General features: G+C 64.6%; 24 protein-coding genes. 8 read left to right on the top strand and 16 right to left on the bottom strand.

Annotated features, from left to right (window positions below):
* Positions 1-192: 192 nt before the first annotated feature.
* The 6 genes from AC5ZFO_RS00120 to AC5ZFO_RS00095 form a co-directional block, all read right to left on the bottom strand.
* Positions 193-1,491, bottom strand: a complete 1,299-nt coding sequence (locus tag AC5ZFO_RS00120; protein WP_496120979.1) for an HlyD family secretion protein — start codon at positions 1,489-1,491, stop codon at positions 193-195.
* A 10-nt stretch (positions 1,492-1,501) separates the two neighbouring features.
* Positions 1,502-1,705: a DUF1656 domain-containing protein gene (locus tag AC5ZFO_RS00115; protein WP_028155834.1), complete on the bottom strand. Its 204-nt coding sequence runs from the start codon at positions 1,703-1,705 to the stop codon at positions 1,502-1,504.
* Positions 1,702-3,603: an FUSC family protein gene (locus tag AC5ZFO_RS00110; RefSeq protein ID WP_282518432.1), complete on the bottom strand. Its 1,902-nt coding sequence runs from the start codon at positions 3,601-3,603 to the stop codon at positions 1,702-1,704. The genes AC5ZFO_RS00115 and AC5ZFO_RS00110 overlap by 4 nt, the downstream gene beginning before the upstream one ends.
* Positions 3,604-3,756: 153 nt before the next feature.
* Positions 3,757-4,137 carry a response regulator transcription factor gene (locus AC5ZFO_RS00105; RefSeq protein WP_282518431.1) on the bottom strand — a complete coding sequence of 127 codons (381 nt, stop codon included), beginning with the start codon at positions 4,135-4,137 and terminating at the stop codon, positions 3,757-3,759.
* 100 nt (positions 4,138-4,237) lie between these two features.
* A complete protein-coding gene (locus AC5ZFO_RS00100; RefSeq protein WP_282518430.1) occupies positions 4,238-4,909 on the bottom strand; it encodes a response regulator transcription factor in 672 nt (223 codons plus the stop codon).
* Positions 4,906-6,816 carry a PAS domain-containing sensor histidine kinase gene (locus AC5ZFO_RS00095; RefSeq protein WP_282518429.1) on the bottom strand — a complete coding sequence of 637 codons (1,911 nt, stop codon included), beginning with the start codon at positions 6,814-6,816 and terminating at the stop codon, positions 4,906-4,908. The genes AC5ZFO_RS00100 and AC5ZFO_RS00095 overlap by 4 nt, the downstream gene beginning before the upstream one ends.
* A 418-nt stretch (positions 6,817-7,234) precedes the next feature.
* Between AC5ZFO_RS00095 and AC5ZFO_RS00090 the strand changes: the two genes are divergently transcribed.
* The gene (locus tag AC5ZFO_RS00090) at positions 7,235-8,077 is read left to right on the top strand and encodes a helix-turn-helix domain-containing protein (RefSeq protein ID WP_282518428.1); all 843 of its coding nucleotides are present in this window, start codon (positions 7,235-7,237) and stop codon (positions 8,075-8,077) included.
* A complete protein-coding gene (locus tag AC5ZFO_RS00085) occupies positions 8,074-8,289 on the top strand; it encodes a hypothetical protein (protein WP_282518427.1) in 216 nt (71 codons plus the stop codon). Before AC5ZFO_RS00090 ends, AC5ZFO_RS00085 begins: the two co-directional genes overlap by 4 nt.
* A gap of 69 nt (positions 8,290-8,358) precedes the next feature.
* Here AC5ZFO_RS00085 and AC5ZFO_RS00080 read toward each other — a convergent pair whose 3' ends face one another.
* From AC5ZFO_RS00080 to AC5ZFO_RS00040, 9 genes are all read right to left on the bottom strand, one after another.
* On the bottom strand, positions 8,359-9,141 hold the full coding sequence (locus AC5ZFO_RS00080) for a 3-hydroxybutyrate dehydrogenase (RefSeq protein ID WP_282518426.1): 783 nt from the start codon (positions 9,139-9,141) through the stop codon (positions 8,359-8,361).
* A gap of 35 nt (positions 9,142-9,176) precedes the next feature.
* Positions 9,177-10,793, bottom strand: coding sequence for an MDR family MFS transporter (locus AC5ZFO_RS00075; protein ID WP_496120972.1), 1,617 nt, complete (start codon positions 10,791-10,793; stop codon positions 9,177-9,179).
* Between the two features lie 83 nt (positions 10,794-10,876).
* The gene (locus AC5ZFO_RS00070) at positions 10,877-12,025 is read right to left on the bottom strand and encodes an HlyD family secretion protein (protein WP_282518424.1); all 1,149 of its coding nucleotides are present in this window, start codon (positions 12,023-12,025) and stop codon (positions 10,877-10,879) included.
* Between the two features lie 31 nt (positions 12,026-12,056).
* On the bottom strand, positions 12,057-13,232 hold the full coding sequence (locus AC5ZFO_RS00065; RefSeq protein ID WP_496120970.1) for a DUF3734 domain-containing protein: 1,176 nt from the start codon (positions 13,230-13,232) through the stop codon (positions 12,057-12,059).
* A 33-nt stretch (positions 13,233-13,265) separates the two neighbouring features.
* A complete protein-coding gene (locus AC5ZFO_RS00060; protein ID WP_282518951.1) occupies positions 13,266-14,063 on the bottom strand; it encodes an acetoacetate decarboxylase in 798 nt (265 codons plus the stop codon).
* Positions 14,064-14,142: 79 nt separating this feature from the next.
* Positions 14,143-15,348 (bottom strand): NAD(P)/FAD-dependent oxidoreductase, encoded by a 1,206-nt coding sequence (locus AC5ZFO_RS00055; RefSeq protein WP_282518422.1) that lies wholly within the window; start codon positions 15,346-15,348, stop codon positions 14,143-14,145.
* A gap of 116 nt (positions 15,349-15,464) precedes the next feature.
* Positions 15,465-15,758 carry a hypothetical protein gene (locus tag AC5ZFO_RS00050; RefSeq protein ID WP_282518421.1) on the bottom strand — a complete coding sequence of 98 codons (294 nt, stop codon included), beginning with the start codon at positions 15,756-15,758 and terminating at the stop codon, positions 15,465-15,467.
* A gap of 101 nt (positions 15,759-15,859) precedes the next feature.
* The gene (locus AC5ZFO_RS00045; RefSeq protein ID WP_282518420.1) at positions 15,860-16,810 is read right to left on the bottom strand and encodes a helix-turn-helix transcriptional regulator; all 951 of its coding nucleotides are present in this window, start codon (positions 16,808-16,810) and stop codon (positions 15,860-15,862) included.
* Positions 16,811-16,861: 51 nt separating this feature from the next.
* Positions 16,862-17,815: a helix-turn-helix domain-containing protein gene (locus tag AC5ZFO_RS00040; RefSeq protein WP_282518419.1), complete on the bottom strand. Its 954-nt coding sequence runs from the start codon at positions 17,813-17,815 to the stop codon at positions 16,862-16,864.
* A 430-nt stretch (positions 17,816-18,245) separates the two neighbouring features.
* Between AC5ZFO_RS00040 and AC5ZFO_RS00035 the strand changes: the two genes are divergently transcribed.
* Complete coding sequence (locus AC5ZFO_RS00035; RefSeq protein ID WP_282518418.1) at positions 18,246-19,175, top strand: helix-turn-helix domain-containing protein; 930 nt, start codon at positions 18,246-18,248, stop codon at positions 19,173-19,175.
* Between the two features lie 8 nt (positions 19,176-19,183).
* Here the strand turns inward: AC5ZFO_RS00035 and AC5ZFO_RS00030 are convergent, their stop codons facing one another.
* The gene (locus AC5ZFO_RS00030) at positions 19,184-20,107 is read right to left on the bottom strand and encodes a catalase (RefSeq protein WP_282518417.1); all 924 of its coding nucleotides are present in this window, start codon (positions 20,105-20,107) and stop codon (positions 19,184-19,186) included.
* Positions 20,108-20,555: 448 nt separating this feature from the next.
* Between AC5ZFO_RS00030 and AC5ZFO_RS00025 the strand changes: the two genes are divergently transcribed.
* Genes AC5ZFO_RS00025 through AC5ZFO_RS00005 form a run of 5 tightly spaced genes read left to right on the top strand, consistent with a single transcriptional unit; the run spans position 20,556 to position 25,692 of the window.
* Positions 20,556-21,506 carry a PDR/VanB family oxidoreductase gene (locus AC5ZFO_RS00025; RefSeq protein WP_282518416.1) on the top strand — a complete coding sequence of 317 codons (951 nt, stop codon included), beginning with the start codon at positions 20,556-20,558 and terminating at the stop codon, positions 21,504-21,506.
* Positions 21,507-21,523: 17 nt separating this feature from the next.
* Positions 21,524-22,864 carry an aromatic ring-hydroxylating dioxygenase subunit alpha gene (locus tag AC5ZFO_RS00020; RefSeq protein ID WP_282518415.1) on the top strand — a complete coding sequence of 447 codons (1,341 nt, stop codon included), beginning with the start codon at positions 21,524-21,526 and terminating at the stop codon, positions 22,862-22,864.
* Positions 22,861-23,337, top strand: coding sequence for an aromatic-ring-hydroxylating dioxygenase subunit beta (locus AC5ZFO_RS00015; RefSeq protein ID WP_014496307.1), 477 nt, complete (start codon positions 22,861-22,863; stop codon positions 23,335-23,337). The genes AC5ZFO_RS00020 and AC5ZFO_RS00015 overlap by 4 nt, the downstream gene beginning before the upstream one ends.
* Before the next feature lie 7 nt (positions 23,338-23,344).
* A complete protein-coding gene (locus AC5ZFO_RS00010) occupies positions 23,345-24,961 on the top strand; it encodes an ATP-dependent acyl-CoA ligase (RefSeq protein WP_496120965.1) in 1,617 nt (538 codons plus the stop codon).
* A gap of 2 nt (positions 24,962-24,963) precedes the next feature.
* A complete protein-coding gene (locus AC5ZFO_RS00005; RefSeq protein ID WP_282518413.1) occupies positions 24,964-25,692 on the top strand; it encodes an SDR family NAD(P)-dependent oxidoreductase in 729 nt (242 codons plus the stop codon).
* The last annotated feature ends 85 nt before the right edge of the window (positions 25,693-25,777 follow it).

Genomic DNA, 25,777 nt, shown 5'->3' with positions numbered 1-25,777 from the left:
GAACGATATGTCTGATGCCGCCACAAGGCCCGTTAGAGATGCTGAAATCGTGTTAGATTTTGCGAAATGTGCAGGTGCGGCAGAAGGTCGCGAAACTTCCAATTGAGCAAGCAGAATCAAAGGCCTGGGCTGTGAGTTCAGATGTTGCGGTGCGACGCGATGGCTCTCATCAGGTGGGCGATCTGACTGGATTCAGGGAAGGCGTGGCGAGGCGTCGATGCCGGGGGTGAGGCCAGGCGCGATCTTCTCCGCTGACGGAATTGCGGGCACCCGCGCATAGGGAAGCGCTGTCACCTCGGGAGGCTGCTGGGATGGGGATTGGAGGCAGTTGGGGCGGGGCGGATCTCCCGCGCCGAACACATCGAACATTGGGTCCACCAAGGTCGTGCGGAGCCGATGAGACCAGGTCTGGCGATCGACCGCATCGGGCTGCCGGATCGTCACCGTGGCCGTCATGCCGGAGACCAGCGGCACGCCCGGCGGCACCGTGTCGATGGCGACGCGAACCGGTATGCGCTGCGCAAGCCGCACCCAGGTGTAGATCGGGTCCACGTTGGGCAAACCTTGCGTGCCCGCCGCGGCGTTTGACGGGCTGATGCCGCGGGTCACGGTTTTCACATGTCCCAGGATCGGCTTGGAGTAGCCGATGAGCTGTGCCTCGACGCGATCGCCGACGCAGACATGCGCCATCTTGGTTTCCTCGAAATAGCCGTCGATCCAGAAGCTGTTGGAATCGATGATGGAGACGTTGGTGACGCCGGTCAGCGCATAGTCGCCGACGCGCAGCAGGAGATTGGTGACATAGCCGTCGACGGGGCTGAGCACATTGGTGCGCTTCAGGTTCAATTCCGCCTGTGCAAGCTGGTGAGCGGCCGCTGCGTAGGCGGCCTTCGCCTGCGAGGCGTTGCCGGCGAAGATCTGCTGCTCCTCTGGCGTCGTCGCGAGGTCGGACAGACGCCGGCGCCGGTCGGACTCGGCCTGCTTCACCTCCAGGTCCGCCGCCCGCTGGTCGACGAGGGCCTTGCCGATGCGGACGGCTACCTCGAAGTCGAAGGGATCGATGACGTAGAGCACGTCACCCTTGCGGACGAACTGGTTGTCGGCCACCCGCAGCTCTACGATTTTGCCAGCAATCTGCGGCGCGACATTGGCGACCTGCACGCGCACGCTGCCATTGCGCGTCCAGGGCGCGGTGACATAGTGCTGCCAGGTTGCAACCGATATCAGGATGGCGACCAGGGCGATGGCAAGAGTGGCGAAATGCTTGCCGACGCCGGCCATGAACCGCCCGGCGGCCTTGCGCGGCGACCGCGTCAAAGGCGTCGCCTGCCGGGAACCTTCGCCGTCGTTCGCGGCGCGGTCGCTGGTCGCGCGCGCCGCGGCCTCCGTCGGGCAGGAACACGCGACGGCGTCGGCTGCGCCCGCCCGTGCTTCGGCTGAAGATTCGGGGTGGGGCGGAAAGGCCGCATCTCGAGGCAGAGCCGCGTCCATGACTTTCTCCTTAGCAAAAGAGCGCGAGCAGGCCGAAGATCGACACGTAGAGGCAGAGCTCGGCCAGCGACGGGTTGCTGAAGATTCTTGTAAATCCCACGAAGCGCAGCACCGGGCGGAGCAGCAGGAATGCGAGCAGCGCTGTGGCCGCATAGGACACGATCGGGGCGATCAGCACGCCGCCCACGACGAGTTCACGATAAGTATTCGTCACGGATGCGTCCCCTGGCCGGAACCGGCGAAACCCTGCCCTGGTTCAAAGACAATGCTGGCCGTAACGAGCGCGGCGAGCACCGGCTCGACGGACAGGTTGCTTTGGGCAGCTGTCCGGCGCAGCGCCTCGGCGGCAGTCAGGATTGCGCCTCCATCCCGTAGGGTGAGCGCGGCTCGCGCGGCGTGCACCGCCCCGCCGAGTGAGGTCTCGGCCAGGCGGTCCAGTTCGGCATGGCACCGTCGCAGCACCACCGCCTCGTCGAAGCAGCGCAGCGCTTCCGCGACGACCCGAGGGGGAGGTGCCGTGGCGCCGTTCGTCGTCACGATCTGCTCGATCCGAGCGGCATCGCGAAACGCGGCTTCCTCCGGCGCGAGATGCCGGGCTCGCCCGGAATCGAGGCGGTTCAGCTCGCGATGGGCGTCGTCCAGCAGTAGCCGGATCCTCCGTTCGCCCGATAAGGACGGCAGCAGGAGCTGCGCCGCGAAGACCAGAACCGAGGAAAGCTGGGCAAACAGACACGTCACAAGGAACACGTCGGGGTCGTAGCTCTGCGGATTGCTCGGTGCGAGAATGACAAGCGTGAACACGAGGGAGAGCCTGCCGAGCGGCGGCAGGACGCCGCTCGGCAGCGTGATCAGAAGCGCTGCGCCGATCACGAGAGGCGCAAGGCCGATCGCCAGCAGTTGAAACTCGGATACGCCGTTGAAGACGAGGTATTTCAGGATGCCGGCGAGCAAGCATGCGATCGGCATGGCAAAAACCGCCAGTGTCGTGAAGGCGCGCGGATCCGGAGCCGTCGCGCTCAGGCCGATGATGACCGCGGCAAGCGAGAGGCAGAGCGCGGTGGTCGGCCACCCCGCCATCACGAAGATGATCGCAATGAGGATGAAGTGGATCGCGGCCCTGACGCCGCTTTCCGCTGCAATGCGAGGCGAGCGGTAAAGCGGCGCGCGCCATTGCCGGCGCGGATAGTTGCCGGCTCGCAGTGCCTCGAGACTGTCGCGCACGTCTGCATTCCTGCGGATGATCTCGTCGCGGAGATAGGTCCGGCAGATCGTGATCAGGCCGGAGGCGCCGGGGTCTCGATCATCCCGAGACGTCGCGGATACGACTGGCAGCGCGGCGAGCATGCGGGCAAGCGCGAGCTCGCTCACGAGGGCCACCATCGCGGAGCGTGCGGCTGCGGATCTGGCCGGGCCGCTGATCGACTCCGTGACGAGGCTCGCGATCTCCGGATGCAGGGCCGCGACATCGCGCAAGATGTCCGCAGCAGTCGTCGCGGATGAGGCTTCGCCGCGGACGGCGCGTTGCGCGAACTCCGTGACCCGGCGATGCAGTGTTTCGAGGCGGTTCGCAAGAACCGGATGATAGTCCGGCGCGGCGAGCACCTCGTTGACCAGAGCGACCGCGAGGACGCCGATGGCGATGGCGGCGCCCCGGGCGACGCCGGTCGGAAACACTTGCAACGGGCTGTCGATCTGCTGGATGGCAATCAGGGCAACGGTGATGCAGCTGAGAGCCGCTGCATAAGCGCGATTGCCGTCCAGCATCCCGGCGACGTAGACGCAAAGTCCGACCCAGATCCCCAACACTGCGGGCAGGAGCGCGTCGGTTTGGGAAAAGGTGCCGGCGATGGCGATCGATGCGATCACCCCGATGGCGGTTGCGAGCAGCCGGTAACCCGCCTTTTCCATGCCCTGCGCGCGCGTGGGCAGCGCCAGGATGGCCACGGTGACGGCTGCCGACGAAGGCGATTCGAGCTCGAGCCAGAAGCTGACATAGAGTGCGAGGAGCATTGCCAGCAGGACGCGCAGCGCGAATGCCCAGGAACTCACCGGGAAGCCGGCGAAGACCCGCGGGCGGATGTTATCGGCAGCGCTGGTGGCATCCCCTGGCAATTATGCTCCCTCCATGCGCGGCAAAGCGCGCGGCCTGCCGGCGTCGCGAAATCGAAGGGGAGCATGAGCTGTGCCGACCGGTATTTTCGGTCCATCAACCTCCTTTCGGGAATGCACGCCGGGAAGGCGCGCTTTGCCCGAGCCGGGGCCCGACTATTGCGGTGCGTGGCCCGCCAGGGCCTCTTCGAGGCGGCGGATGATCTCGTCGCCGCTGGACGGCTTGCCGAGATAGCAATGCGCGCCGGCCGCCATGACGCGCTGGCGCACGGGTTCGCTCGGGAAAGCGGTCATGAAAATGATCGGGAAATGGCGGCCGGAGGCAACCAGGCGCGCCTGCAATTCATCGCCGGTAATGACCGGCATCTGAACGTCGGCGATCATGCAGGCCGGATCTTCTGCCGCCGGTTCCCGCAGGAAGGCGACGCCGGACTCGTAGGCGTGGGCTTCATAGCCGAGCGAACGCACCAGGCTCGCCAGCGACGCGCGCACGCCTTCGTCGTCGTCCACGATCGCAATCACCGGGGTTTTGGCCATTGGCACACATCCTGACCGCTGTGTTCCGCAGGGAGGATATCTCCCATTGGGCGGCCGATGGCGCCTTATGCACCGTGCGGCAGTCCCGCCGAAATTATACTCAGGTTTGGTCCGTCGTCTTTCGGTTCTGGGAAATCCCGAGCGCTTCGGCCTTGCGAACGAGGTCGGCCAGCGACCGGACCTCCATCTTGCGCATGACGTTGCCGCGGTGGATCTTGACGGTGATCTCGCTGAGGCCGATCAGGCCTGCCACCTGCTTGTTCATCAAGCCGGCGGTCACATGGCCCATCACCTCGCGCTCGCGTGCCGTCAGGCTCTCATACTGGATGCGGATATCTTCCTTCGTCGCGGCTTCCGCGCGGCGCTGCGCATCGCGCTCGAGCGCTGCCGTCACGGCGTCGAGCATGTCCTGATCGCGAAACGGCTTGGACAGGAAATCGACGGCGCCAGCCTTCATGGCGCGCACCGACATTGGAATGTCCCCATGACCGGTCATGAAGATGATCGGAAATCTGATGCCCTGGCGGGTCAATTGCCCCTGGAGATCGAGGCCGCTCACGCCCGGGAGCCGGACGTCCAGCACGATGCAGGCCGGTTTGTCGGGCATGACGCCGCCAAGCAGCTCGGCCGGTGAGCCGAACAGGCGTGTCTCGAGGCCGACGGATCGGAACAGGCTGTCGAGCGAGGCACGAATGCTCGCGTCGTCATCAACGATGATGACGACAGAACTGGAGGATTGGGCCGGCGGTTGCGCTTGGTTTGGTCGTGTCATGGCAAGGCGTGTTCTTGGCTAAATGGCAGTGTCAGGTGGAATGTCGCGCCCGAGCCCGGAGAACTCTCCACGGACAATCGGCCGCCGTGAGCTTCCACCGTCGTTCGGCAGATCGCAAGTCCCATGCCCATGCCGCCGCCCTTGGTGGTGAAGAACGGATCAAACAGGCGCGGCAGGTCGTCAGGCTGGATGCCCGGACCGCTGTCCTCGACCGTGATGGCAAGGTTTTCACCGTCGGCGGTTCCGGCGCGTAGCGTGACGGTGCGGGGACCAGGCCGCCCCGACATGGCCTGGCCGGCATTGATCAGAAGATTGACCAGGACCTGCTGAAGCTGGATCCGGTCGCCGCGAACCGGCGGCAGGCCATGCTCCGCCTTGACGATGAGGGTGACGTCGTCCTTGACGAGCTCGCGCGCGACCAGGAGGGTCGCGTCCTCGATGATCTCGTCGATCTGCAGCAGATCCTGCTGGGGCGGAACCTTCTTCAGGAAAGTCCGGATGCGGGTCACGATCTCGCTGGCGCGGCGGCCCTGGGCAACGACGTGACCGATCGTCGTTGCAACCTCCTTGAGATCGGGCACGTCGCGGCGCAGCCACCGCAAGCCGGCCTCGCCGCTGGTGACGATCGCCGCCAGAGGCTGGTTCACCTCGTGGGCAATGGACGCGCTGAGTTCGCCGAGGGTGGCGACGCGCGCGGCATGCGCCAGCTCCGCCTGCGCCGCGAGCAGCGCATCCTGTGCCTGCTTGCGCTCGGTGATGTCGATGACGAAGGCGAGCACGTTGCGATCTCCGTCGGGCTCGGCCGGAAAGGTGATCGTAAACAGGACGGGAACCCTGCGTCCGTCGAGGCTCACGAGATCGGTCTCGCCTTCGTGGAACCGCTCTCCTTCGGCGAATGCGATCAGCGCGCCGAGGAAACTGCGGTCGTTCTCGCCCAGAAGCCTGTCCGCGTTCGCCATGAAGGCCGCAGAGCCGCTTGCTCCCGCCATCTTCTGGAGGGCAGGATTGACGTCGGTGATTCCAGCGAGGCGGCGGGCATGCCGCACGAATTCAGGATTTCGTGCAAGATAGTCCCGCAAGGTGGCGCCTCCGGTCTCCAGCGAATTCAGCGCGGTCCGCACTGCGCTCCAGTCCTCTTCGACGACGCCGATTCGGCTTGCGTCGAACATCCGGCGGTATCGCTGCTCGCTCTGCACCAGCGCGTTGTGTGCCGCTACGCGGTCCGTGACGTCGGTGTGCGTTTCAAGGACTCCAACGGGTTTGCCGAGATGGTCGTGCTGGAGCGCCCATCGGGCATCGACGGTGAGTGCGCCGCCGGCCTTCGTCCGCTGCTCCAGCCTGCCTTCCCATCGGCCGATGTCGAGCAGGCCGGCCTCGATGACCTCTCGCCGGTCGGGATATCTGGTTCTCAGCAGCGCATCTGCGAGTTGCCCGACCGCCTCGTCGGCCGGCCAGCCGTAGGCCTGTTCCGCGGCCCTGTTCCAGAACGTGATCACGCCGCCGCGATCCCTGACGAAGATCATGTCATGCGAGAGATTGAGCAGGCGCGCCTGCGCCGCGAGGCGCTTCGTCGCCGCGTGATTTTGCAGCGCCAGCAAGGTCGTGATTCCGATGGCGGCGAGGCTCACCAGCGCACGAAGGGCAGGCGAGGCGATCGCCTCCAGATCGTGTGACAGCAGATAGGCGGTTATGGTCAGGACGCTGCAGCCGACAGCGGCGGCGATGATGTCGTTACGCCGGTGCGTCCTCGCCGCGAGCAGGATCGCAACGACGTAGAGAACTGCGACCGCGCCCTCGAGCGGCGTCAGCACATCGACCAGGAAAACCGCGAAAGCGAGGACGGCAGACCAGAACCGCAAGCCGGCGCGGCCCATCGATGAACCCGTGGCCCGATCAAGACTGGTCATCGTCGCTGGTGGTCGCTCTGCTCATTTTCGGTCACGTTGATGCCGCGATTTGATCGGGTCGACAACATGCGGCAACATGATTTTCGTGCTCTCTTGAAAGACGTTGTCGCGGTTCCATCCTGCGCGAGAGCCGACCAGGCAAATTCCCCGGCATAACGGCGTTTTGCGTGACTTTCCGACCATCGGCGAGCGCGTCAACTTACCGCAGGGAGAGACCCGCTCCGCCATCGCCGCGAACGGGACGTCCACGCGGCCGGCGACGCCGTGGTCATACCTAGGTATGACGCGATCAACCCGAGAACCTATCCGGTGCACCCGCGCGTAGAATGGAGCGCGGGGACCGCCGAACTACTCTGCTCCCACATTCGGACGAGCCATTGGGTCTCGCCGGGTCGAAAATGGGACAAGGAGTTCGACGATGTCGCTACAGATGTCACACCTGCAAGGCGCGAAGGATCATGTCGTCGGCTCGATCGGCGTCTCGGCCATCGATTGTCGGCGGTCCGGGCTTGCGGAACGTCCGGATCGCGCCGGCGAAAAGGCGATGACGCTTTCCCTCGTTCACCTCGATGTGGCCCTGGCCATCGAGACGCCCCCGCCGGGCGTGCGGAGATGCGCCGGTGACGGGCCCAGCTTCAGGGTATCGGCGAAACGCCTCGCGCGCGCCTCCGTCGAGACTGATCGGGAGGCCGGTGCAGGCGAGTTCCGGGACCCGGTGATGCGAAGCCTCTCCGATGCACTCGCGGCAACCGAAGCGGCCCATCATCCTCACTCCGCCATCCTTGCGGACGCCTTGCGTCTTGCCATCCTGACCCGCAGGGCCAGCCGGCCGACGGCCGTCGGGTGCAACGAGACCGATCAGGCCGACGACGAGCGGTGTCGGTCCGTGAGGTCGTTGCAAAAATGGCGCCTCAAGCGCGTGCTGCAATATGTCGACGAGAATTTGGCTGGCAAGATCACCTTGCAGCATCTGGCGGCGGTCGCCGGCCTCAGCCGCATGCACTTTGCGGCGCAGTTCCGCGCGGCCGTCGGTATGCGGCCTCATGACTATCTGCTGCATCGGCGGATCGAACGCGCCCAGGAATTGCTGAGGCGCGCCGACGCCTCGCTCGTCGATGTTGCCTTGACCGTCGGATTCCAGACTCAGGCGCATTTCACGACGGTATTCAAGCGTTTCGCCGGCGACACGCCTTATCAATGGAGAAGCGCCTATCTTGCGCAATTCCTGCCGCTGCCTCGCGCCGAAGCGGGGGCGTCATGAGCAGTGTTGGCATTCAGGTCCTGTTGCTGCCGCTGGCCGGCATTCACCTGGCGATGGCGTACCATGAACTCACGGGCGTGCTGGAGATCGCCCGTGTTCTCGGCAACTCCTATCGCCTGGCATCTTCAGATCCGGGATCCGGTGCTCTCCATGGCCGGTTCATTCTCGATTTCTGCCGAACCATCGTCACGGTCAACCACTGTGTCCAGTGAAACGAGCCGCCGTTGACGGCAACGGCGGCGGCCAGCACGATAAGGCCATTCGCATGGGCCGACTGCCGGCTACTGCGCCGTCCATCCGCCATCGACCGCGATCGCGGTGCCCGTGATCTGGTCCGCCGCAGGCGAACACAGGAACGCCACGGTGCCTCCAAGCTGCTCCGGAGAGACGAACTCGGACGACGGTTGTTTCTCGCCCAGGAGTGCCTTGGCGGCGTCCTTTTGACTGATGTTTCTCTGTGCGGCGATGTCGCTGATCTGCTTTTCAACCAAGGGCGTCCGCACCCAGCCGGGACAGACTGCGTTGCAGGTCACGCCGCTGCCGGCGGTTTCCAGGCCAACCACCTTGGTCAGGCCGATCAACCCGTGCTTGGCGGCGACGTAGGCGGCCTTGTGTGTCGATGCGACGAGGCCGTGGGTCGAGGCGATGTTGACGATCCGGCCCCAGCGTTGCTTCTTCATCTGGGGCACCGCCGCCGCGATGCCGTGAAACGCGGCCGACAGATTGATGTCCAGGATCGCATGCCACTTGGCCGACGGAAATTCTTCCACCGGCGCGGTGAACTGGATGCCGGCATTGTTCACGAGGATGTCGAGGCATCCGAACGTCTCGATTGTCGCGGCGATCAATCGGCGCACGGCGTCGCCCTTCGACATATCGGCACCATCATAGACCACGCGCACGCCGTGCTCGCGTTCGATCCCGCTGCGGATGGCTTCGATCTCGCCGGAGTCGCCGAAGCCGTTCAACACGAGGTTGACGCGAAGCCTGGCCAACTCTCTGGCGATTCCGAGCCCGATACCGCTGGTCGATCCGGTGACGATAGCGACCTTATCCTTCAACATGGGAGTTCCTTTCGACGTCAGGTGGGGTGGGGGGACTAGTGGGTGCCGCCGGTCTCGATCTGGCCGGGCTTCTTCAGCATCATGGACGCGGCGAGTGCGACGATCAGCGCGACACCGAGCAGGTAGAACATGTCGCCGAAGGCCAGGATGAAGGCCTGCTTCTGCACGATCTTGCCAATCGCGACATAGGCGCGGTGGGCGGCGTCGATGCGATCGGTCACGCCGTGGTTCATGAAATACTGCGTCAGCTTCTCGAGCCTGGCTTGTGTGGCCTGCTCCAGCAGCGAGACCGACTGCATCAGCACGTTGGAGTGATATTGCTCGCGCTTGGTCAGCAGCGTCTGCAGCAGTGCGATGCCGACGGCGCCGCCGAGGTTGCGCATCATGTTGAACAGGCCCGAGGCCGAACCCGCGTTCTCCGCCTCGATGCCCGAAGTCGCGACAGCCGACAGCGGGGCGAACACCAGCGCCTGACCGAAGGCGCGAACGACGTTCGGCCAGAACAGCTGGTCGGTGGCGTAGTCGTTGGTCATCGAGATGTTCATGAAGTTGGAGGCTGCGAACAGCGCAAAGCCGACACCGATGATGAGCCGCGCGTCGAAGCGCCGTAACAGCTGCGGCACCAGCGGGATCAGCAACAGCTGCGGCAGCCCGGTCCATGCCAGCACCATGCCGATCTGCTCGGCGTTGTAGCCCTGGATGCGCGATAGATAGACCGGCAGGATGAAGACCGAACCGTAGAGCGCGATGCCGAGCAGGAAATTGGCGAGGATACCGAAGCCGAAATTGCGACGCGCCAGGAGGCGCAGGTTCAGCAGCGGCTTCCTTGCCGCCAGCTCGATCCACAGGAAGGCCGACAGCGCGATCGCGGCGACAATCGACAGCTTGACGATGAACGGCGAGCCGAACCAGTCGTCCTTGTTGCCTTCCTCGAGCACGGTCTGCAGCGCGGCGAGGCCGATCGCCATGGTGGCGATACCGGCCCAATCGCCCTCGCGCAGCAGCGACAGCTTCATCGGCTGCGATTCGAGCGAGACGAACAGCAAGCCGATCATGACCGCGCCCGGCACCAGGTTGACGTAGAAGATGTACTGCCAGCCCCAGTTCTCGGTGAGATAGCCGCCGATGGTCGGCCCGATCGCGGGCGCAAAGGTCGCGGAGATCGCAAACAGCGCCAGCCCGATCGGCTGCTTCGCCTTTGGCAGCAGCGTGATGATGAGCGTGAACGCCATCGGGATCAGCACACCACCGGTAAAGCCCTGCACGGCGCGCAACACGATCATCTGCGACAGGTCTTGCGCCAGCGCGCAGGCCGCCGAGAACACCAGGAACAACGTCGCATTGGTCAGGAGATAGATGCGGACCGAGAACGCCTGCGCGAGCCAGCCGGACAGCGGGATCACTACGATCTCGGCGATCAGGTAGGAGGTCGAGATCCAGCCGCCATCATCGATACCGGCCCCGATAGCGCCCTGGATGTCAGCCAGCGAAGCGTTGACGATCTGGATGTTGAGCACCGCCATGAAGGCGCCGAGGGTGGCGCCGGCGATGGCGATCCAGGTCTTGGCGGAAACCGCTGGAGCCGGTGTGGTGACGGACCGCTCGCCTTCGCCGGCGGGCATGGCATCGATGGCCGGTTGCAGTGTGGTCATGGTTGTCTGCTCGTCGCTTGCGAGAGAAACATTGCCTGAGCGGATTGTCCGGGAGGAGACAACCGGCAGGGACGCGTGTTCATTCAACTGCGAGGTTGGGGGCGGCGCGATGCGAGGCGCTTTTTGCTGTCGCGTTCGGCGATCGCCGCCGATTTGGTGTTGATGGTCGGCTCGGCCGACATGCCGGGACGGAGCAGGCCGGTCAGGCTGCGGTCGTCGAGGATGATTTTCACCGGCAAGCGCTGTACGATCTTGGTGAAGTTGCCGGTCGCGTTGTCGGGCGGCAGCAGCGCAAACTCCAGGCCGCTTGCCGGGGACAGGCTGTCGACATGGCCGCGCAGTCTGGTGCCGCGGAAGCTGTCGATCGTCAGCTCGACGGGCTGGCCGCCGCGCACATGGGTGAGCTGGGTTTCCTTGAAATTGGCGACGATGTACACGGCATCGAGCGGAACGACGGCCATCAATTGCGTACCGGCCTGGACGAACTGCCCGACCCGGAGTGAGCGCGCACCGACGGTGCCGTCGACCGGCGCGATGATGCCGGTGTAGGAGAGGTTCAATGCCGCCTGCTGCTCCACCGCGCGGGCGCGGTCGCGCTGCGCGACTGCCCTGGCGCGTTCGGTGGAGAGCACGTCGACCTTGCGCTCGGCCGCGAGCAGGCCCGACTTGGCGTGCTGCAATTGCGCGGCGGCGGCGCGCAGCGCAGCATCGGTCTGCTGCGCGCGCTGCACCGTGCCGGAGCCCGTCTTCATCAGGCCGTCGTATCGGACCTGCTCTTCCTGCGCGAATTTCAGATTGGCCGTGGCGGCAGCGACATCGGCCGTGCCTTGCTCGATGATCGGCTGCTGCAGGGCAAGCTGTGCGTCGAGATTGCGGACAGTGGCGTCGGATGCGGCGACGTCGGCGCCGGCCTGATCGAGCGCGGCGCGGAAATCGCGATCGTCGATCTTTGCCAGCAACTGGCCGGCCTTCACCGCTTCGTTGTCGCCGACCAGGACCTGCGCGATATAGCCCGACGCTTTCGGCGAGATGATCGTGGAATCCGCCCTCACATAGGCGTCGTCCGTGGTCTCCAGATAGCGGCCGATGGTGAGATAGTGGTGGCCGAACTCGGCTGCGGCGGCGACGCCCAGGGCCAGCGCCAAGGCGAGGGCGGCCCGCTTGATCGCCTGCCCGGATGGCCCAAGGCTGGTTTTGGCGTCCTGCTCGGGAGCATAGGGAATGGAAGACATGGTATTCTCCGAAACGAGGTGGCGGTGAGGTTCAGTCGCGGCGATGGACGTCGTGGGTGACGATGCCGAGCTCGGGAGCCGGCGGGTCCAGGCGGCGCGGATCGGCCAGCGTGCGGCGGATATCGTCCAGTCCGCTCTGCCAGTGAGCGCGCATCGCGCTCAGCCCGAACTCGTAATCCCTCGAATGGCCCTCGTGGATCTTGGTCTGATAGATCAGGTGCACGATGTTGTAGCAACGATGGCGCGCCATCTCCGCGATGGCGCGGATTTCGGGATCGTGCCTGGCAGCGTCCGGCAATTTCGCGATCGTGCGCTGCAAGGCCTGACGCATCTTCTGCATCCGCAGCACCTGGTCGGTCACGGCGCGCGTGCGGCTCGAATACTGAATGTCCTTCTGCCGGCTCGACACTTCCATCATGTCGTGGGGAACGCGGCCCTTGGCCGACCAGAGATCGATCTGGAACGTCAGCGTGTCGCACGGCTCGCCGGACAGCACGCGAGATAAAGGCGTGTTCGAAACCACGCCGCCATCCCAATAGTGCTCGCCTTCGATCTCGACGGCGGGGAAGCCCGGCGGCAGCGCACCCGATGCCATGAAATGCTTCGGTCCCAGCCGGCGCTCGGCGGTGTCGAAATAGGTCAGGTTGCCGGTGCGGACGTTGACCGCGCCGACGCTGACGCGCACGGCGCCCGAGTTCAGCCGGTCGAAGTCGACGAGCTTTTCCAGCGTCCGGTGCAGGGGTGCCGTATCGTAAAAGCTGGTCGCGGCGTCGCCCGAGAACGGTGACCAGAGCGGAGAGGGGAAGCGTGGCTTGAAGAAGCCAGGCTGGCCCTGGATCAAGGCCCGCGCCGCCGCCATCGCGTTGCGTACCGAGCTGATGTCGAACGCAAAGGGCAGGGCGTTGGCGAGCCCTTCGCCGGCGGGCCACTCGATCGAAAAGGCGCAGATGGTTTCCCAGAACTCGCGCAACCGTGCAACGCGCTCGCCTTCGGGCGAGCCCGCGATGATCGCGGCGTTGAGCGCGCCGATCGAGATGCCGGCCAGCCAGTTCGGCCGGATGCCGGCCTCGTGCAGACCTTCATAGACTCCGGCCTGATAGGCGCCGAGTGCGCCGCCGCCTTGCAACACCAGGGCGACGACATCGTAGGGAAGCGAATTGCTTCGCTGCGGCACAGGATTGGTTTGCTCGCGCATCACGTTCAGCATTTTGAGGACTCCCGATGGTACGGATGATGTCGATCAGCCGGCATTCGCGTCGACCAGGGTTTCGGAGGATCCGCGCCGCCGCACGATTTCGCTCGAGGCCAGATAGTCGTGGACCACGGTGCCGAGCCCGAGCGTCAGGTCGGCAACGATATGCTTGGCCGAAAGCACCTGGAGCACCGGCAGCTCGGCGACGGGGGCGAGGGCGTGCGAGTACAGGTCGAGCGCAGCCGGCCCAGTCCAGGCGCCCTTGACGGTGATGTCTTCGAGATGGAAGCGCACCAGCTCGCAGATGCGCGGCGTGCCGTCGACATGCGGAATGATCTTGAGCAGGAAATTCGGTGCGGCGAGCTTTTTTGCCTCGGCCGCGGCGTCGAGGGCCCGGTGCTTGTAGCCCATCGTGCCGGTCGCGATGCGGACCGAGCCGTAATTCAAGGTGCCGACCAGCGTGTCGGTCTCGACCTCGAGCTTCGGCTGCGCCAGCTTTTTGGGAAAGCCCCAGAGCTCGCGCCCGCCCGCAATTGGCGGATGATCGTTGAGGAACATCTGGTGGACGAAGCTGCCGGCCTTGCCCTGATAGGACACCGGAACGACCTGCCCACTTTCGGTGTAGTCGCCGAATCCGGTCGAGTCCGGCATTCGGATGAACTCATAGTTCACCACGGGTTCGGTGATTTCGAGTGGTGCCGGCACGATCCGGCGTAGTGCCTCGGGATCTGTCCGGTACTGGATGATGAAGTATTCGCGATTGATGAAGCGATAGGGGCCGGGCGGGAAAGCCGGGCTGGTCAGCGGCATGGCGAACGCGCTCGCGCGCACGGTGTCGAGTTTCATCATGGTTGGCTCCGGTTGGTATGGGGTGATCGGGCCGTGCCAACGCACGGTCGGCGCGGCCCGGTTTCGCGTGAGGCAGCTACACCTCGCCGACGTGCTCCGGATCCGCCGAGGCCAGCGCGGCCGCGCGTTCCGCTCGGGGCGGATAGATCCATAGAGTATTGATCTGCTGCTTGGTCCGCTTCGCCTCGTCGCCGACGAGCTCGAGCTTCCGTTCCCAGCCTCGCGTGAAGATCGCGCCGGCTTCTCCCAGATCGAGGCAGGTGGCGTAGGCCTTCTGGTGATAAGGCCTGGTCGCGACACCCAAAAGCTCGGCGGCGGCATTGTTGCCGGCAAATGCGCCCATGCGCGTGGCATGCTGGCACGACATCAGCGCGTGGTTGCCGACGTCGTCACACGCTGCTTTGGCGGCATCGCCGGTGGCAAAGACGCCGGCGACACCAGGCACGCGCAAGTCGCGGTCGACAAGGAGGCGGCCCAGATTGTCGCGCTCGGCCGGGATCTGCGCGGTCAGAGGAGCGGCGCGCATGCCCGCGGCCCAGATCACGGTCTCCGCTTCGATGTGTTCACCGCTGGAAAGCGTGACGCCAGACCTGTCGAGCGATGCGACACCGGTGCCGAGGCGGGTCTCCACGCCGAGCTTGCGCAGCGCATCCTCAATGACGGGGCGGGAATCCGTGCCCATATCGTGAGCGATCGTGCTGTTGCGATCGACGATGACGACGCGTGCCTTGGCGTTCTTGCCGAGGACCGCACGCAGCCGCGCCGGCATCTCCGTCGCCGTCTCGATACCGGTGAATCCGCCGCCGGCTACGACGACCGTATCGCGTCCGTTCCTTGCCGGCCGGTCGGCCAGATCATGGAGATGTCGCTCGAGCGCAATCGCATCGTCGAGCTTGTCGACGCTGAAGGCGTGTTCGGCAATGCCGGGGATGTTCGGCCGGAAAAGCCGGCTGCCGGTGGCAACGACCAGCCGATCGTAGGAGAGAGTCTGCTTCGCGCCTTCCGCCGTGACGAGCTCGATCGCACGAGACTTGGTATTGATGGTCCCGGCGCTGCCTTGCACGTAGACGACGTCGATGGCCTTCAATACGTCTTGCAGAGGTGCCGTCAGGGTTTCCGGCTTGCTCTCGTAGAGGCGGGGCCGGACCACGAGCGTCGGCTCCGGTGCAACAAGCGCGATCTCGAGTTGTTCGGGCGAAGCGCCCTGAATGTCCCGCAGGCGTGCGGCGGAAAGTGCGGCGTACATGCCGGCAAAGCCGGCGCCGATAATGACGAGTCGCATTTGATTATCTCCTGTGGATTGAGCTTTCCGGGCATGGGCGCGTCACCGCCGCCGCCACTCTCGTGGCGGATCGTCGAGGCCGATGACGCGAAGACGTGACGTGAGATCGCGAATTGTCAGGGAGAGGGGCAGCTTGGCATCGAAGCCATCGGCGCCGGCCAGCGGTGACGAAAGAAAATTGGCCCAATGGCGTTCGGACGCCAGTCGGCGTACGGAAGCCGGCCGCCATCCCTGTCGATGATGGACATCACCGGACCTGCGTTGTGTACGGACTGCGCCGGTATTTCCACTTCCTCGCCGGTTGCCGAGGTGAAGCGAACGGCCAATGAAAGTCCGTACATGATGGCGCTTGCGGCCATCCTTCGTCGCGGCACGAGTTTGACCGGACTAACGAAGTTCTTCCAGGTCATTGTTCGTCTCCGTCTATTGGATCGAGGGCACCCTGATCATTTAGCGGAGCGGACCTGCGGTTGCGCCAGAGCGATTGCTCTGCCTGCAGAGTGATTGCTGCTTAGCGCATGCGACGTCGCCAATCGCTCGGTGTTTCTCCCGTCAATCGTCTGAACGCGGCGGCAAAGGCGGTTTGAGAAGCATAGCCAAGCTCTGCCGCCACCGTGGCGATCGGAATGTCGGTGTCGCGCAGCGTGTTCATGGCCTGCTCGAGCCGGTGCTGGCGCAGCCAGCTATGCGGCGAAAGACCGGTGCTTTCCTTGAAAGCACGACAGAAGTGGAAGCGAGACAGGCCGGCGTCCGACGCGAGCGCCGCAAGAGAGACGTCGGAATCGCTGTCCGAACGCAAGCGTTCGATCGCGCGTCGCAGAGCTTGGGGAGCCAGCCCGCCTATGATCGGCTCGACGGCGGTTGGCTCGCCGATGTGCGCGGCCAGGATGCGCGTGGCCAGGATATCGGTCAGTCGCTGCCTGAAGAGTGCATCCAGGACCGCGTTGCCCTCCAACACATCCGCCCCGCTCATCAGCAGTCCGGATGTGACTGGGTCGGGATGCCCGGTTCGCTCCAGAAGATCGCCGGGAATGGGCGCGTCGGCTTCGCGGGCGACGCGTTCGAGCGTTGCGTGCGGAAGATACAGCTGGACGACATCGACAGGACCGGGAATATCCCATCTGGCGCTCGAACCAGCCGGAATGATCGTCACGACTCCGGAACGGGCCGTTCCAATCGCAACCGATTTTCCGGCGCGTCGCTCCAGGCGCTGAACCCCTGTGGGGTAAGTCATGATGACGTGGTCGGTCATGGGCTCGACGACGTCGTGCAGAGCGCCGTGCTTCCAATGCGCGATGCCGCCATTGGAGGGGTCCGAAGCCATCTGCAACGGCGCGGTCTTGAGGATGCGCGCCATCTCAACATCGGCACGCCGCCGCTCGACGTTCGGCGAATCGCTGTGGCGCGCATCGGTTGCGGCAAGCAGAGCCCCCAAAGGATCGTGCAGGATGGGCTTGTCCATGGAGTTAGTCTCGCGTTCGGAAGGCACTTGGGGACCTGCGAAGCGTTGCTGCTAACGCACGCGTCGTCGCCAATCGCTCGGCGTTTCGCCGTTCAATCGCTTGAACGCCGCGGCGAAGGCCGTTTGCGAGGCATAACCAAGCTCTGCCGCAATCAGGGCGATCGATGCGTCGGTATCGCGAAGCAGGTTCATGGCCTGCTCGAGCCGGTATTGGCGCAGCCAGGCGTGAGGCGAGAGCCCGGTGCTTTCCTTGAATGCGCGGCAGAAGTGGAAGCGCGAGAGGCCGGCATCGGAGGCGAGAGCATCGAGGGAGACGTCGGTATCGCTGTCCGAGCGCAAGCGTTCAACGGCACGGGCCAGCACCTTGGGCGAAAGCCCACCGATGGTCGGCTGGAATGTGGCTTGCGAGCCGGTATGGGCAGCCAGGAGACGCATCGCCAAGAGGTCGATCAACTGATGCCTGAACAGCGTGTCCAGGGCACCATTGCCCTCCAGCGAGTTGACCGCGCTCAGGATCAATCGGGACGTGATGGGATCAGGATGCGCTGTTCGCTCCAGGAGATCGCTCGATGTGCCGCTCGCGGCTTCGTCGGCGACGCGTTTCAGCGTTGCGTGAGGGAGATAGAGTTGAACGACGTCGACAGGCTTCGGAATATCCCATCGAGAGCTCGATCCTTCGGGAATGATGATCACAACCCCGCGACGAAACGTTCCAATCGCAACCGACCGTCCTGACCGCCGCTCCATGTGCTGCATCGCGCCGTTGTAGGCCATGATGACGTGGTGGCTCATGGGCTCGACGACGTCGTGCAACGGTTCGTGTTTCCAGTGGGCGATCCCGGCACCGGAGGAGTCCAAGGCCACGCGAAATGGTTCGGTGTGGAGCACACGCGCCATCTCGGCATCAGCGGCGCGCCGCCCGGTCGTCGACGACTGGCCCTGGCTTGGCTCGGATGCGGCCGGAGGATTTTCACGCGCAGAATTGTGCGAGATCGGTTTGCTCATTGGACGTGCTCGCTTCAGGGGCCTTGCACTCGCGTCGCCCGGCGTGAAGCCATCGCTTCTTTTGCGCCCGTAGTGGTGCCGCAGGGCGCCGCGAGCTCTCGGTGAGGGTTTCTAGGCACGTGGGACTACGGGGTCTTTCCTGAAACCGCGGTGTTTGTCCTGATTCTGCTCAAAGCGCTCGGACGCGAGATCTCGTGATCGGCGATCCCCGGACGACTGCGGAGAATCAAGCTCATGATTTACGCGTTAGATACTGAAATCGCTTCTTAAAAGGGCCTTGCCACAATCGAGGCGGCGGGCCCGTCACAATCGCAAATCACGCCGCGACGCAACTGGACCGCCGTACTCCGAAGCGGATAATGCTACCGACCTCCAGGGCGACGGCAGTCGGATGGTTGCCTGGTCAAAATTCCACGGATGGGTCGATCTAATGGCACTGGCGGGCACCTTCGGACAGAGGGTCAAGCGGCAGTTGAGCCTGGCGGATGCACCGCCGTCGCTGATCACGCGGTCGCGGCGAGGCGTCGACCTTGCGGTCACCGAGACCATGAACAGTGAGCCGGTCGAGGGGCTTTCCGGTTCGCTCGCCGACGACGCCTATCTCGTCAGCCTGAAACTGCAGGATTATCCTGACTGCGAGCTCTGGGAGCACGGCAAGTGCTTCACGAAGACGGACGTCAGGGCCGGCACGACATATCTGTACGATCTCCGGCACGATCCGCGCTTCGTCATCGACAAGCCGTTCCATTCCGTCCATTTCTATCTTCCCCGCCTGACGCTCGACGGAATCGCGCGAGAAGCGCGCACGCCGCCCATTGGCGACCTCGCATGCCGGTATGGTTTCGGCCATGACGACGAGATCATGCGCCATGTCGGTGCCCTGATGTTGGAAGGACTGCGTCGTCCGGCAGAAGCCAACCAGCTCTTCATCGACCACATGATGCTTGCGTTCACGGCCCACATTGCCGAGACCTATGGCGGATGGCAGCGCATCGCGGATGCGGCTCGGGGCGGTCTCTCCCCATGGCAGGTGCGGCGAGCCTGCGAAAGGCTCGACTCGGATCTCGGCGGGACGCTTTCACTGCAACAGATCGCGGCCGAGTTTGATCTCTCGGTGAGCCATTTTTCCCGTGCGTTTCGAATCTCGACCGGCCTTCCGCCTCACCAGTGGCTGCTCCGCCAGCGTGTGAAGGCGGCAAAGCAGTTGATGACCCTGCGCGACCTGCCGCTGTCCGAGATTGCGATATCGGTCGGGTTCGCCAATCAAAGCCACTTGACGAAGGTGTTCTCGGCGCAGGTGGGCGTCAGCCCGGCGGCATGGCGCCGCGAAGCGCTCGGCATCAGGGACAGCGAGACGTGATCGTCCGATCAGCGGCGCTGCGCCAGTGAATCGGCGTAGGCGGCGCGGCGCGCCGCGAAGATCTCATCCGGCGGATAACCGATGCCCTCCGCAAGATTCGCCGGATCGAAGCCGGAGGTATCGCACGTCTCGTTCGCTTCGATCGCGGTGATCACGATCGTCCCGAGCCGTACGGCTTCCCGGCTGTCCTCATCCGGCCACCGGATAGTGACATCCTGCGTCGGGTCATCGGGACGGCCGAGCAGTGCCATCAGGCTGAACCGGATATCGCGCGTCGCGATCCTTGCTTTGAGATCGTCGTGCAGGACGTCGGCCGAGATCGTCCTGGCCTTGCGCCCGATCGCCGCAAGCTCGCTACCGACCGGGACGACCTTGAATTTGATGAACTGCGTCTCGCCCTTCGAATTCGTTGCGGGGAAGGCGTGGACGGCCCAGTAGGTCGTGCCGGCAAAGCTCGGCGGAGGCGGATGCGTGGCGATGTAGTTCGCTTGACGCAGCGTTTCGGGATTGGCGGTGGAGAAGGCCTTGATCTTCTCCAGGTCCGGCCTGCCGTCGCGACCAGGCATGCGCGAGGTGAGGAATGCCAGCATTTGATCGAGCGTCCTCGCATAATGAACCGGAGCGCTCTGTGTGAGGATGTCGGAGCGATGCTCGTCGTCGCCGAGCCTGAAGCTGAAGCCGCGCAGCGTGAGATCCCTGGTCTCGGATCCGCGGGGACCGCCGTCCACCGAGAAGCGCGCCAGCACGCGCGATGGTGTCGTGAAGCTCCGCGACTTCGTGACCTCGTCGGCCCGATCCGAAGGGATGTAGGTCCCGCGGACGCAGCGGCCCTTGGCAAAGCTCGCGCGTGCCTTCGGTGGATTGCCCAGAACGGCTTGCTGAGCCTCGACAATGGAGGCGGGGGTGGCGGTGCCGCTCGGGAACAGGGACATGGCTTGGTCTTGGATTTGCTCCCCTCAACCGTTAGCGGCGTGGATGCTTCCCCGCTCCAGAGCGATTGCTGTGCTTGCAGCGCGATTGCTGTCATCTTGCGCGGTCACCAGGGCACTGAACACTGCGCCGGCGGATCGCCGGCGATGTAATATCTTAGCAAAATGAATGGCTTGAGTTGAAATCTTCCCACGGTCCATCATGGATCGGGGCGGGCGCTCAAAGGCGGCGCGTACACGGGCAGCAAAGTCCATTGAAAGCACGGCCGGTCGTTCTTCGGAGTGATCCGTCATCCCCTGCGGCGTGGGCGACCTCCGAGGGGGCCAACCGTCCTGCACCAATGAGACGTGCCCAGGACTGCAATCCGAGCCAGAGCGGGCGCCGACGATTGACAGCTAATTATTACATGTCTAAAAATATGCAAATTCATATAATTCGTGAGATGCCTGAATGGACACGCATCCGCTCAAGCTCAAGGTCAGATCGTATGCCACGGAGACGCCGTTCATACGGAGCCTTGTGTTTGGCGTGGAGGACGGCGTCGCGCCGCGATGGCAGGCGGGGGCACATGTCCGCGTGGCGCTGCCGAATGGAGGCGACCGGCCGTACTCGCTGATGGCTCTGCCGGGTCTCCCCGAGGGTACGCTGGCGCTTGGGGTGCTGCGCGAGGAGGCTTCGACCGGCGGCTCGCAGTTCATGCACGCGCTGAAGATCGGTGATGTCGTGAAGGCAACGGCGCCGGTCAACAATTTTCATCTGCATGAGGGAGCGGCGCCCGCGCTGCTGTTCGCCGGCGGCATCGGTGTCACGCCGATCCTGTCGATGGCGGCGAATCTCGCGGCCCGAGGAAGCCCATATCGCTTGCACTATGCGGGCCGCACGCAAGGCCTGCTCGCGTTCCTGCCGCACCTGCAGGAGATTTGCGCCGGGGGTTTGTCCGTTCACTACGACGGCGACGAGTCCCGCCTGGACATTGCAGCGGCGCTCGGCGATGCCGCCGCAAACGCCCATGTCTATGTCTGCGGCCCTTCGGGCATGATCGACGCGGTGAAGGCCGGTGCGCTTGCCGCGGGTGTGTCAGCCGACCGCATCCACTACGAGCTCTTCAAGGCCGAGCAATCGTCCTCGCCCGACTTGCCGTTCGAGGTCGAGGTCAAATCGACCGGGCAGGTCGTCAGCGTCGCAGCGGGTCAGACCATCATCCAGGCGCTGGAGGCCGCGGGTCTCGACGTGCTCTACGACTGCCAGCGCGGCGATTGCGGCATCTGCCAGTGCGGCGTGATCGAAGGGGTGCCCGACCATCGCGACGTCATCCTCAGCGACGACGAGAGGGCGTCCAACACGGTCATGCAGATCTGCGTGTCACGCGCGAAGTCGGAACGTCTGGTGCTGGATCTCTAGGGGAGGCGAGGAACGCCATGGCGAAATACGGACAGAATGCCGACGCGATCGCGGCGCTGGTGCGCGAGGCCGAGGTGCACCGCGACGTCTATGTCGACCCCGAGATCTTCGAGCTCGAGATGGAGCACCTGTTCCCGAACAGCTGGATCTATGTCGGACATGCAAGCCAGCTGGGAAAGCCCGGCGATTTCATCACCGCCAATATCGGTCGTCAGCCGGTGCTGGCGAGCCGCCACACCGACGGCTCCATCCACGTCTTCTACAACCGCTGTCCGCACAAGGGCGTGAAGATCGCCTCCGAGCCCTGCGGCAACACCGGAAAGTTCTTCCGCTGCCCCTATCACGCTTGGTCGTTCAAGACCGACGGCTCGCTGCTCGCGATCCCTCTGAAGAAGGGCTATGAGGGCACCGGCTTTGGCGACACGCAGGCGAATGAGGGACTGTCGAAGGTCAGGAACGTCGTGATCTATCGCGATTTCATCTTCGCCCGCCTGAGCGACGACGGCGTGTCCTTCGAGGATTATTTCGGCGAGAGCCTTTCGACCATCGACAACATGGTCGACCGCTCGCCGGAGGGGAAGCTCGCAGTCCAGGCGACGCCGATCCGCTACATGCACACCTGCAATTGGAAGATGCTGGTCGAGAACCAGACCGACACCTGCCATCCGATGGTGGCGCATGAGAGCTCGGCCGGTACCGCGGTCAAGGTCTGGAAGCGCGAGCAGGGCTCCTCCACGGAGACGCCGATGGCGGTGCAGCTCTACGGTCCCTTCATGAGCCCGTACGAGTTCTACGAACAGAGCGGCATCAGGATCTGGCCGAACGGCCATGGCCATACCGGCGTCGCCAACTCCATCCATTCCAACTATTCGGACATCGAAGGCTATCTCGGCCAGATGGTCGCGGCCTATGGCGAGGAGCGGGCGCACGAGATCCTCGGCGAGGTCAGGCACAACACCGTGTATTTCCCGAACATCATGGTGAAGGGTGCCGTCCAGATCCTGCGCAATTTCATCCCGATCGCGGTCGACAAGACGCTGGTCGAGAGCTGGGTCTATCGCCTGGTCGGGGCGCCGGACAAGCTCTATGAGCGGGCGCTGATGTACAACCGCTTCATCAACGCGCCGACCTCGATCGTCGGGCACGACGATCTCGAAATGTACGAGCGTGCGCAGGAAGGGCTGAAGTCGAACGGCAATCATTGGGTCAATCTGCGGCGCCTCTACGAGAGCCATGAAGAGCAGGACGTCACGGCCGTGATCAACGGCACGTCCGAGCGACAGATGCGAAACCAGTTCCACGCCTGGGCAAAATTCATGACCATGGACATGGACAAGCGCGCCGAGGCCGCGGAATGATCGACGAGAAGGCCATCACGGACTTCATCTATCTGGAAGCCGAGCTGCTCGACACGATGCAATGGCAGGCCTGGCTCGATCTGTTTCACCCCGAAGGGCGCTACTGGATGCCGCTCGAATGGCAGCAGCAGGATCCGGTGCTGCAGCCGTCGTTGATGTACGAGGATCTGCTGCTCCTGAAGGTCCGCGTCGAGCGGCTCGCCGGCGAGCGGACCTTCAGCCAGAAGCCGAAGAGCCGTTGCCATCATCTTCTCCAAGCGCCGCGGATCGTGGCGTGCGACCCGGCTGCAGGCGTCTACAAGGCGCGGACGTCCTACATCTATACCGAGACCCGCGGCGATCTGCTGGAGCGCTATTCGGGATGGGCGTCGCACGAATTCGTAGAGGTCGGCGATGCCCTGAAGATCAAGCTCAAGCGGGTCGATCTCGTCAATTTCGACGCGCCGTTCGGCAACATCCAGCTTTTCATGTGAGCACCCCTTGACCGCTGCGACCACAGTCTACGCCCGCTTTCGCGAGACCGCCTCTCGCCGGGACGAGGCAGGCTTCCTCAACGTGCTGCCGGAGACCGCCGATATCTATGGCATCGCGGCAGGCGAGATTTCCTACCGCGCCATGCTCGACCGGGTCGAGCGCTGGCGTTCGGCCTTTGCAAGCCGGGGCTATGGCGAAGGCCACCGGGTCGGGCTTCTGCTCCAGAACCGGCCGGTGTTCATCGAGCTGTGGTTCGCGCTGAACGGGCTCGGCGTGTCCGTGGTACCGATCAATCCCGATTTGCGGATCAGCGAGCTCGAATACATCATTGCGCATTCCGAGATGAATGCGGCGTTCGTCCTCGCGGAGCGGCGCGACGAGGTCGAGACTGCGGCGCGCCAGGCCGGCCGGCCGATCCCGGTCGTGACTGATCAGGACGACGTTCCCGAACCCTTCGGAGGTGCTCGGCCTTCGACCGCCGCAAGCGAGGCGAGCGAATGCGCGCTGCTCTATACGTCTGGAACCACGGGACAGCCCAAGGGCTGCGTGCTCACCAACACATATTTCCTGCATTGCGGGAACTGGTATCGCGATGTCGGCGGGTTGATCGATCTCAAGTCCGACCGTGAGCGCATGATCACGCCGCTGCCGCTGTTTCACATGAACGCGATGGCGGTGTCGCTGATGGCGATGCTGACGGTCGGCGGCAGCCTCACCATGCTCGATCGCTTCCATCCGCGTAGCTGGTGGGCGTCCGTCCGCGACAGCCGCGCGACCTGTCTGCATTATCTCGGCGTGATGCCCTCGATGCTGATGTGCGCGCCGCAATCGGAGCAGGACCGCGCGCACACCGTACGCTTCGGCTTCGGCGCCGGCGTCGACAGGCTCCTGCATGCGCCGTTCGAGGAGCGCTTCGGCTTTCCACTGCTGGAGGCCTGGGCGATGACCGAGACGGGAAGCGGCGGCGTCATCGCCGCCAATGTCGAGCCGCGCAAGATCGGCACGAGCTGTTTCGGACGTCCGGCCCCCGAGGTCGACGTTCGTATCGTCGACGACGGCGGCAACGACGCGCCGGTCGGGACGCCGGGCGAGCTCCTGGTGCGGCGCGCAGGCGCGGACCCGCGTTATGGTTTCTTCCGCGAGTACCTGAAGAACGAGGCCGCCACCGCCGAGGCGTGGGCCGGCGGGTGGCTGCACACCGGCGATATCGTGTCGCGCGATGCGGACGGCGACCTCCATTTCGTCGACCGCAAGAAGAACGTGATCCGCCGTTCCGGCGAGAACATTGCCGCGGTCGAGGTCGAGTCCGTCCTCAACCGCCATCCCGCGATCCGGCAGGCCGCGGTTGCCGCGACGCCCGATCAGGTGCGCGGCGACGAGGTTGCGGCGGTCATCATCGCCGAGGAGGCCGGTGCCGACCGCGCGCTCGCCGAGCAGATCGTGCGCTGGAGCCTGGAGCAGATGGCCTATTACAAGGCGCCGGGCTGGATCTGTTTCGTCGACAGCCTGCCGTTGACGGCGACCGAGAAGATCCAGCGCGGCGGCCTGAAGGACTTTGTCGCGAGGCTGATGTCTGACGGTGCGTTCTTCGACCTTCGCGACCTCAAGCGGCGGCAGGTTTGATCATGAGCGAGATCCGCACCACACTCATCACCGGCGGCAATTCGGGGATCGGCGAGGCGCTGGCGAAGAAGCTCGTCGAGAGCGGGCAACGCGTGGTCTCGGTCGGGCTGGAGGAGCCGGACTGGACGCATGATCTGCTCGCGGCCTATCGCGCTGATCTCTCCGATATCGACGAGACGCGCGCGATCGCGCAGGAGATCTGCCGCGAACACGCCGTCGATCGCCTCGTGCACAATGCCGGCGTCATCCTGCCGAACCTGCTGCCCGATGCGAAGCCGGAAGACATTTTGATGTTGGCGCAGCTGCACCTGGGCGCGCCGATGCTCCTGACCCAGGCGGCGCTGGAGGGGATGCGTTCGCGCCGCTTCGGGCGCATCGTGTTCGTCAGCTCGCGCGCCGCGATGGGCGCCGCGACGCGGTCGGCCTATTCCGCGACCAAGGCCGGCGTGCACGGCCTGGCGCGGACCTGGGCGCTGGAGCTCGCCGCGAGCGGCATCACCGTGAACGTCGTGGCGCCGGGGCCGATCCTGACCGACAATTTCTGGGGCATCATTCCCAAGGGCTCCGAGCAGCAGGAGCGGATGGCGCGCAACGTGCCGGTCGGGCGGCTCGGCTCGCGCGAGGATGTCGCGCACGCGATCAGTTTCTTCCTCGACGAGCGCTCGGACTTCGTCACCGGCCAGGTGCTCTATGTCTGCGGCGGCACCAGCCTTGTCGGGCTCGGTCCGTAATGCCCGCCACCTAGCAGTCTGCTGAAGAACCCCCTCGCCAGGGAGGGGGCTTGATGATTCACTTTATCATCTCGATTCGGTGGAG

Source organism: Bradyrhizobium sp. Unk1, assembly GCF_059512345.1.
Note: the sequence above shows the minus strand (reverse complement) of the source record. Positions and strands in the feature narration are given on the sequence as shown.